Here is an 8,672-nt window from a genome sequence, read left to right as displayed (position 1 = left end):
TGGTGAGAATTGTCCATGGATTCTACCTGATGTTGGAATGTCTCGCATTAACTAAAATTATTGAGCATTCATGACGTATGAGCCCGAATGCTTACTTACAATGTCGTTTAATCCAAACTGATTTTGAATGGATTTATTTTCAGGAAAAGCTTTTTGAGCAAAAAAGCTTATGGTCCGGTAACACTTATTACATGCAGAAAGGGCGTCATTCACATTTTTTGTTAGTTCAGCCATCTCATCAATCACCACCTGATCAGTGGGAAAGGCCTTAAATTCACTAATGGCAGTCCTTATCGAAGGCGGATAACTTTCATTAATCGTTCTGTCGAAGTTATTTAATTCCGCTATGTCCTCGGGCAGCTTGGCTGCAACCATTTCACCGAATTCAATTAAATTGGCATCGGGGATGTTAAATAATCGATTTGTATTAGACATCATAAATAGTTTTTGGTTTTACTTCAGATATCATCTATATTTAATTTTACTTCCAAATCGCCTATTGTCAGTGCTTAAGCATGTAAGAATGGTGTTTGGTCATTATCATTTGAAATCTTATTTAAGTCAGTTAAAGCATTATGGATGTTAGTTGTAACTTTTGTGTGATTTTATAGCAAGGCAAGTACAATGTTGGTAACTAGTTGGCCTTTAGAGGTGCATTTAAATATAGTGTGTGCCTTGTAAAGTCTTGTTTCTATTGTCTAATTCTCTAACAGTCTTTAAAATTATGGCACGATACAATATTAACGATGGTTCATCAGGCAAAATAGGTAGTGTAGTCACCTATCAAATGTATGGTAAGAGTTATGTGAGGTCGTTGCCAAGTCAATATAAGGACAAGAAATCAGTGAAACAATTGGCACAGCGACAAAAGATGAGTTTGGTTAACGAATTTTTAAGTCCATATAAGGATGTATTGAAAATTTGTTTTCAGCAAGTAGCAAGCGGATGTTCTGCATATGCAGCAGCAAAGTCTTATAATCTTTTAAATTCAATTTATGGAGAATTCCCAAATCAGTACATTGATTTTACTAAAGCATTGGTAAGTATGGGATCTGTTCCGTTGCCAACTAATACAAGTATTGAAAGAACGCATGAAGGTTTGTTATTACAGTGGTCAAAAGAAGATAGCGGAAGTGCTTTAGATACTTTATTTATGATCGCCAATGTACGAGGTCAATATATCATAGAGTATAAACAAACGGAGGCACGACGCAGAGATTGTTCATATTTATGGAAGATTGATTCTTTTGGAAATGAAAAGTATGATATATGGTTGGTGTTTCGTGATTATAAAGAGCGTGGTTTTTCTAATAGCAAGTACTTGGGAACGATATAGCTTAGATATGATAAATCAGGGAAGTTGCTTTTGTGATCGGTATAAGCCACATATGTGGGTGTGTTTTCGTGCTGCTAGATAAACAATATAATTTTAATCCGATAAAAACACAAGCACAGTAATGAATTAACCCGATAAAAACACAACTACAGTAGTGAATTAACCCGATGAAAACACATATGGACTTGTAATGCTTTTAGTTATTTTGTATGTTTGATTCTGATTTATAATGGAATAAGCTGTGATAAGACGACTTGAAAAACATAAGATTGAATCTTTTCTATACTTAAAGGAGGTTATTGTTATCATTGGGGCGCGACAAGTTGGAAAAACTACAGTCATGTATCAGGTGATGGATGAACTTGTTAAGATTGGAGAGCGTGTGTTGTTTATGAATCTGGATATTGAAGAAGATACTCAATATTTTGCTTCACAACAGGTGCTTCTTGATCGTATCCGATTGGAATTTGGCAACAATAAAGGTTTTGTGTTTATTGATGAGATACAGCAGAAAGAAGATGTAGGTCGTTTTTTGAAAGGGATATACGACATGAATCTGCCCTATAAGTTCGTGGTAAGTGGGTCGGGCAGTCTTGAGTTAAAAGAACATATAGCTGAGGCTTTAACAGGTCGTAAGCAGACTGTTGAAATGTATCCGGTTACTTTTAGCGAGTTTATTGATTTTAAATCGGATTATAAATACAGCGATCGTCTTGAGCAATTTTGTAATATTCAAGGGACTAAATTGCAACAGTACCTTGATGAGTATCTTCGCTTTGGTGGTTATCCAAAGTTGGTAATGGCCGAAAGTGAGCAGCGAAAATCGGAGGTGATGAATGAAATTTATACATCTTATATCACACGAGATATTGCCTATTTATTAGGCGTTCGTGAACCTGATAAATTTACCAAATTGATTCAGCTTTTGGCTGTGCAGGCCGGAGGCTTGATTAATTATTCAACACTTGCTTGCGAAGTTGGAGTATCGGTGGATACAATTAAGAGGTATCTGTGGTATGCCGAAAAAACCTTCGTGGTTGATGTTGTGAAGCCGTACTTTACTAATCTCAAAAAGGAGTTGATTAAGTCGCCAACTGTGTATTTCAACGATTTGGGAATGTGCCATTTTGGGCGTAGGCGTTTTGGTCAGGCAAATAATGCACATGATGGATTTATATTTCAAAACTTTGTGTACCTGTTACTGCGTAATAAATTTCATAGCCCAACTACTCCTATTCATTATTGGCGAACCAAAGATAAGGCTGAAGTAGATTTTATTGTGAATGAAAAAGGGAGCATGGTGCCGGTTGAAGTAAAATTTTCAAACTTAAAGCGAGGAGCAGTAAGTCGCTCGTATCGTAGTTTTTTGACAGCTTATAAACCAATGTATGGTTATGTTATTAATTTGTCGCTAGACGATATAATTATTGTGGGAGAAACCGAAGTGCGTTTTATTCCATATTGGAAATTAATGTTCTTGTAAATGCAAATGATTATACTTATATAATTATTTTACTTTTGTGCACCTTAAATAGATAGTAATGAAACGACTTGTCTTTGCTGGTATTATTGTATTTGGAATCATCACAGCCTTAAAAGCACAAGTGGATACCTTGTCGATAAAGTTGGCCACTTATGGCACTCTTTCTTCACACGAACTAAACCCACTTTGGTCGCATGCCAATAACTGGGGATTATTCGATCAATACGGGAAGAGCAATGCTCTGGTATATGGAGGAATCAAACATACTTTTATTAATAAATCGAATTTCACGCTGAGCACTGGTTTTGGCGGAGTAATGAATGCTGATATTAAAAGAAGCTTTTTACACGAATTATATGTTAAAGGAGAAGTTTGGGAAATTGACTATTCCATGGGAATGGAAGCCTATAGTCCCATTACTTATGATGAAAAACTAACATCTGGTTTTTTTCTGATGAGCTCCAATGTGCGACCAATACCTCGAATTACCTTCGGCTTTAATGATTATATACCCTTGGGTTTTACCAAGAACTGGTTAGAGATTAAAGGAGGCATATCTCAAGGTGTATTAAATGATGACAGAGGAGAGAAAAGTAATAGTGCCAGTAATGTACTCTTGCACGAGAAGTGGGCCTATGCCCGATTGGGAAATGTAAAGTTGCAGCCCTATGCAGGAATCGTGCATTCGGCCTTATTTGGAGGTACTCGTCCTGATGGTACAAAGATACCTATTGATTTTTGGGCCACTTTTATGGCTAAAGGTTCAGCTAAGCTTGGTGGAGGTGAAGAGACTAATGCTGCCGGGGCTCATATGGGCCTATGGGATTTTGGCTTGTATTATAAACACGAGCTGTTAGATTTGCAATTTTATTGGCAGAAACCCTTTGCCGATGCCTCTGGTATGAAATTATGGAATGGTGAGAATAAGGATTATACCATTGGAATATTAGTTTATCCCAAAGAAATGTCATGGTTGAAGGGTATCTCAGTAGAAGTTATTAAACATGATGTGCAATCCGATTATGGCATACCTGATCCTTTGTATCCTGTGGATTATAATGGACACAAGGAAGGATCAATCATATGGAAAGATGATATAGAAGGTGATTTTGATAACTTTATGTACGAGGTATTTGGAGAAACAAGAACAGGATGGACCTGGCCTGAGGTAGATCGTTATATGCAAGTAGCCATGAATGAAGGTTATAAGTTTGGAGGCCGCGACGATTACATGAATAATGGGTCTTATTACACTGGGTGGACTTATTATGGTCAGTCCATGGGTACATCCTTGTACCATACAATCGAAACAGCCGATAAGTACAATTCTGGGAAAATTAATAAACATGGCAAATTCATCAACAATCGAGTTAATGCCATTCATTTAGGTGCGGAAGGTAGCATAACGAGTAGTTTGTCCTATTTATTCAAAGCAAGTTACACCATCAATAAGGGGAGTTATGCCGAAGAATTTGCCTATCGTTATAGTTGGGAACGAACTCCCAATTATTTTTATGAAGACAGTAAAAAACAATATTATACGATGTTTGGTGCTGTTTGGAAACTAGAAGCTGTTCCGGGATTGGCAGTTAATGGAACACTAGCCTATGATTTTGGGGATTTGTATGAATCGTTTGGATTTCGATTGGGTATAGTTTATCGACCAAAATTTAATTTATAGGTTTAATCCGCAGCGATGATGCTTTAAAACATGTATTGGTAATCAGGGTTTAGCGGAGCGATACAGGACAAAGACGATGTTTGCTTTGTTAAACAAATCTTAATTTCTATTTTTACACTGGAAACAAAACACACGCAATGCTGAGAGAAAAAGAGAAGGTTGTTCATAATGCTTTAGCAGCTTTAGACGTACTTATCGCCTGGATTTCATTTGAAATTGCATTGTGGTTTCATTTTGAGCAGTTGGCTTTCATTCGTAATAAGGACTCAGTCATTCTGCATTTACTTATTCTGGTTATTTGGTTAGTGCTTTCAAAGGGCCTGCGCTTGAATGAGTTATACCGTTCTCGCCCATATTCGGTGGTGCTCTTTAATGTGATAGTGATGTCTATACTAGGCTCTGGACTCTTGGCCTTATCAGTATTCGTGTTTAATCTCTTCTACATTGGCTTAGTTCCAATATTGTATTTTGGAGGCATAGTTACTTTGCTTACTTTTATTGAGAAAGTGCTGATATATCAGTATTTGAAAGGTGCACGAAAGCGAGGACTTAATTATCGAAATATATTAATTGTAGGAGATAAGTCAGCATCCACTTTCATCAATCAGATATTAAATAATCCCGAATGGGGTTATCGTATTGTAGGAATCATTGGTACAGATGAGTTAAAAGCGACACATCATGATGTGGCTCCATTTTTAGGTTCGGATGCCAATGTTGATCAGATATTAGCAGAAAGAACCATCGACGAATTAATATATTGCCAGGAGAAGGCAAGAATGGAGGAAATCATGTCTCACCTAACTTCATGTAATGAGGTAGGAGTGGTATTTCGCATGTCCTCACCCTTCTTTAATATGCTGACCAATAAAACACATTTACATTACTTCGATACTACACCAGTACTAACCATCTCGAATACACCAATGGATTATTTATCCTTAAAGTTTAAGGCTATTTATGACTTTGTAGTGTCGTTCATGGTGATTACTGTTTTTTCTCCGATATATATTGGTTTAGCTATTGCGATTAAATTAACATCCAAAGGACCAGTCTTCTTTAAGCAAAAGCGGGTAGGTATCCGTGGGCGTAAGTTTTGGGTGTATAAGTTTCGCACCATGGTTACCAATGCGGAAGATTTGAAGAAGGATTTAATGGATCAGAATGAAATGGATGGTCCAGCATTTAAAATGGAAAGAGATCCTCGCATTACAGGTGTTGGGCATTTTTTACGTAAGACTAGTTTGGATGAGTTGCCTCAGTTTTTTAATGTTTTATTAGGAGACATGTCAATTGTTGGACCACGCCCTCCAGTACCTTCTGAAGTTAAAGAATACGAACGTTGGCAATTGCGTCGTTTGTCGATGAAGCCCGGTATTACATGTATATGGCAGGTGAGTGCTTCGCGAAATGATATCTCGTTTGAAGAATGGATGCGCATGGATCTGGAATACATTGACAGTTGGTCTTTGAAGTTAGATTTTGTGATTATCCTTAAAACGGTTCGTACTATGTTGCGGGCGGATGGCAAGTAGAGTTATCTATGAAACGGTGGTTTCAAAATATTTTTTGATTTGCTTTTTCAAAATTAATGGTTGGTAATATTGCAATAGATGAACATTCAACCCATTTCAGGGTTGTGTTAGACTGTATTGGCATCCTCTGGGTTTCACCCAGGGTTATTAACGTTAAACCACTTCGTGGTTATAATACCAATTTAACTAATCGGTATAGAAGAATAATCCTGAAAGGATTGAACATTTATAGCCACGGATGAACATCGTGGTGTAAATAACAAAAACTCCACAACCCAGAATGGGTTGAATCAACCAACCTTTAAATATGATAGAGCCTTTTGTTTATTATCAAATCCTTGGTGTTTCTCATTTTTTAGTACTTTTGGTAAGCAAAAATTACCGAAATGATAAAATACCTCGTACTTAGTTTATTTGTTGTTTTAGTTTCCTGTTCTGATTATGAAGGAAAGGCTGACTTTATCCCTGATGAGGATGATATGGCTCTGTTGTTAGCTGACGTTTATGAAGTGGAAGCTGCCATATCCCAAGCAGGACGTTCAATCAACAAGGAGGATTCCAGTTTTGTCGGCTATTATCGTCAGGTTTTAAATGGGCATGGTTTGACTAAGCTAGAATTTGATTCGGCTGTAAGTTGGTATTCGGCAAACCCTTTAATTTTTGCAGATGTTTACGATGAAGTTATTTCTATATTAAGCGAAAGAGATGCGTTCTTGAAACAAGAAATGAGTAAAGAACGTGATCAAAAGTCGGATGAAATGGCTTTGATGCGTGATGTTGAGGATTTGTGGAAGGGAAAGCGGAAGTATAAGTTGCCATTTGATGAAGGCGATTCTACAGATGTTTTCTTACCATTTGAATTTGAGCTTGATTCATTGAAAAATGGAATTTTGCGCTTACATGCACGATATAAGTTTGGTAAAGCAAACGAACTGGATAGTGCCAGTATGAAGATGATTACCTTATTTGCTGATAGTACACGTGATACCTTAGTGTATCATATTCCCAAATCATTTAAAAGTGCAGCAGGCAGCCTCGCATTGCCTCTGAAGGATCAAAGGTCGTTAATAAGTATAGAGGGGCTTTTGTTTGAGCATGATACTGCAAAGGTATCGGATGTGGAAATTAATGAGGTGAAGTTGACTTTTATACCTACTGTTTTTAAAGGCCCTGATATAAAATTTAATGAGGAAATTTAGTTCGCATTATGCTTTAAGTGATGATGGAACGTGGATGAAAAGACCCATTATCGAAGTTGATGATGAGGGTTGTATCTTATCCATTAGGGAAACCGGTAATGCCTTTAAAGAAGAACCGGGCCTGGAATATTTCCCAGGTGTTATTATACCAGCCTTTGTTCGCTTTGTGAAAAAAGAAGATTTTTCGGAAACAAAACTCAAGCGGTTTATTATTGCTGGTGTTCGGCGTTTGGTATTCGATAATAAACCTCAGTTTATTATTCCTCCTAGTGTTAGTTGGGAAATAAAGCAGTTTAAGGAAGAAGTCGTTTTAAGTGATCCCTGGGAGAATATTAATGCTAATACAAAAGAAGGTCTATCATTGGCAGAAGCTCTATTGAAGGAAAGTAAGGAGCTTGCTCAAAGTGTTAACGTGTTTCCTGAATGGGGAAGTATTAATGTGGGGGCAAAGCCTGGTTTGTTGCTTTTGAAAGGAGTTGATTTAAAAACTTTCACCTTAACGGATAAGTTATCTATTCGTGTTTTAGTGGATTAATAAAAGAAAGAACTATGCATCAAAGTACAATGTTGGCCTTAAAGGCAGCTATTGCTGGAGGACAAGCAACCATGATGGTTTATAATCGTGGTGAAGTTAAAGTGATGCTAAAAAATGATCAGTCACCCCTAACGGAAGCTGATATTGAAAGTAATTTAGTCATTGAGCGATTGCTGCAAACGTCTAATTTACCTGTTTTAAGTGAAGAAGGTAAGCTGTTAAGTTATGAAGAAAGAAAGGGCTGGCATACGTTATGGATCGTTGATCCCATTGATGGCACCAAAGAGTTTGTGAAACGTAGCGGTGAGTTCACAGTTAACATTGCCTTGGTAGAGGATGGTAAGCCAATATTGGGCGTAATTGTTGCGCCGGCTTTAAATACTGTTTATTGGGGGGACGAATCAGGAGCCTACAAATCGATGCTTCATAAAAATTGGCTCAAGAAAACGGCAATGGATGTGGTTACTGATCTTTCACCAATAAAACTTCCATGTAAGACTACCGATCAATTTACTGTGGTTAGAAGTGTAAGCCATTATTCGGATGAAACAAAGGAATACATGCAGATGCTTGATGAGGAAATTCCTAATTCGGCAAGCTTAAGTATTGGCAGTTCTTTAAAGATGTGTGTATTGGCTGAGGGAGGTGCTCATTTATATCCGCGGCTTGGCCCAACTATGGAATGGGATACGGCTGCCGGCCAAGCTATATTGGAGGCATCGGGTGGACAATTGTTTGATTGGACAACTAAAGAGTCACTAAGGTATAACCGAGAAGAATTACTAAATCCCTGGTTTATTGCAACAGCTGTAAATCATAAGCCACTCGATTATTGGTTTAGTAAGGAGGAGGAAGAGTCCGAAGATTAATGTGTTTGGCAGCTTGTGGCTTATCACTTTTTGT

At 37.4% G+C, this 8,672-nt stretch carries 8 protein-coding genes; 7 read left to right on the top strand and 1 reads right to left on the bottom strand.

Features of this window, described 5'->3' with window-relative positions; all coding sequences use genetic code 11:
* Nucleotides 1-57 precede the first annotated feature (57 nt).
* Complete coding sequence (locus ACRD7B_RS15815) at nt 58-438, bottom strand: hypothetical protein (RefSeq protein WP_430825561.1); 381 nt, start codon at nt 436-438, stop codon at nt 58-60.
* A 286-nt stretch (nt 439-724) separates the two neighbouring features.
* Here ACRD7B_RS15815 and ACRD7B_RS15810 point away from each other — a divergent pair, with 286 nt between their 5' ends.
* The 7 genes from ACRD7B_RS15810 to cysQ all read left to right on the top strand — a co-directional run bounded on the left by ACRD7B_RS15810 (nt 725) and on the right by cysQ (nt 8,638).
* Nucleotides 725-1,336 (top strand): DUF6266 family protein, encoded by a 612-nt coding sequence (locus tag ACRD7B_RS15810; protein WP_430825560.1) that lies wholly within the window; start codon nt 725-727, stop codon nt 1,334-1,336.
* 241 nt (nt 1,337-1,577) lie between these two features.
* Nucleotides 1,578-2,819: an ATP-binding protein gene (locus ACRD7B_RS15805; RefSeq protein WP_430825559.1), complete on the top strand. Its 1,242-nt coding sequence runs from the start codon at nt 1,578-1,580 to the stop codon at nt 2,817-2,819.
* Nucleotides 2,820-2,877: 58 nt separating this feature from the next.
* Nucleotides 2,878-4,500, top strand: a complete 1,623-nt coding sequence (locus tag ACRD7B_RS15800) for a capsule assembly Wzi family protein (protein ID WP_430825557.1) — start codon at nt 2,878-2,880, stop codon at nt 4,498-4,500.
* Nucleotides 4,501-4,637: 137 nt separating this feature from the next.
* A complete protein-coding gene (locus ACRD7B_RS15795; RefSeq protein ID WP_430825556.1) occupies nt 4,638-6,035 on the top strand; it encodes a sugar transferase in 1,398 nt (465 codons plus the stop codon).
* 386 nt (nt 6,036-6,421) lie between these two features.
* Nucleotides 6,422-7,234, top strand: coding sequence for a DUF4296 domain-containing protein (locus tag ACRD7B_RS15790; RefSeq protein ID WP_430825555.1), 813 nt, complete (start codon nt 6,422-6,424; stop codon nt 7,232-7,234).
* A complete protein-coding gene (locus ACRD7B_RS15785; RefSeq protein WP_430825554.1) occupies nt 7,221-7,769 on the top strand; it encodes a hypothetical protein in 549 nt (182 codons plus the stop codon). Before ACRD7B_RS15790 ends, ACRD7B_RS15785 begins: the two co-directional genes overlap by 14 nt.
* A 14-nt stretch (nt 7,770-7,783) precedes the next feature.
* Complete coding sequence (gene cysQ / locus ACRD7B_RS15780) at nt 7,784-8,638, top strand: 3'(2'),5'-bisphosphate nucleotidase CysQ (protein ID WP_430825553.1); 855 nt, start codon at nt 7,784-7,786, stop codon at nt 8,636-8,638.
* Nucleotides 8,639-8,672 lie beyond the last annotated feature (34 nt).

Source organism: Carboxylicivirga fragile, assembly GCF_050589805.1.
Lineage (GTDB): Bacteria > Bacteroidota > Bacteroidia > Bacteroidales > Marinilabiliaceae > Carboxylicivirga > Carboxylicivirga fragile.
This window is presented reverse-complemented; position numbering and strand designations above follow the sequence as displayed.

Coding starts and splice junctions, on each gene's coding strand:
- cysQ (WP_430825553.1), top strand. CDS start 7,784: ATGCATCAAAGTACAATGTTGGCCTTAAAGGCAGCTATTGCTGGAGGA.
- ACRD7B_RS15795 (WP_430825556.1), top strand. CDS start 4,638: ATGCTGAGAGAAAAAGAGAAGGTTGTTCATAATGCTTTAGCAGCTTTA.
- ACRD7B_RS15790 (WP_430825555.1), top strand. CDS start 6,422: ATGATAAAATACCTCGTACTTAGTTTATTTGTTGTTTTAGTTTCCTGT.
- ACRD7B_RS15815 (WP_430825561.1), bottom strand. CDS start 438: ATGATGTCTAATACAAATCGATTATTTAACATCCCCGATGCCAATTTA.
- ACRD7B_RS15810 (WP_430825560.1), top strand. CDS start 725: ATGGCACGATACAATATTAACGATGGTTCATCAGGCAAAATAGGTAGT.
- ACRD7B_RS15800 (WP_430825557.1), top strand. CDS start 2,878: ATGAAACGACTTGTCTTTGCTGGTATTATTGTATTTGGAATCATCACA.
- ACRD7B_RS15785 (WP_430825554.1), top strand. CDS start 7,221: ATGAGGAAATTTAGTTCGCATTATGCTTTAAGTGATGATGGAACGTGG.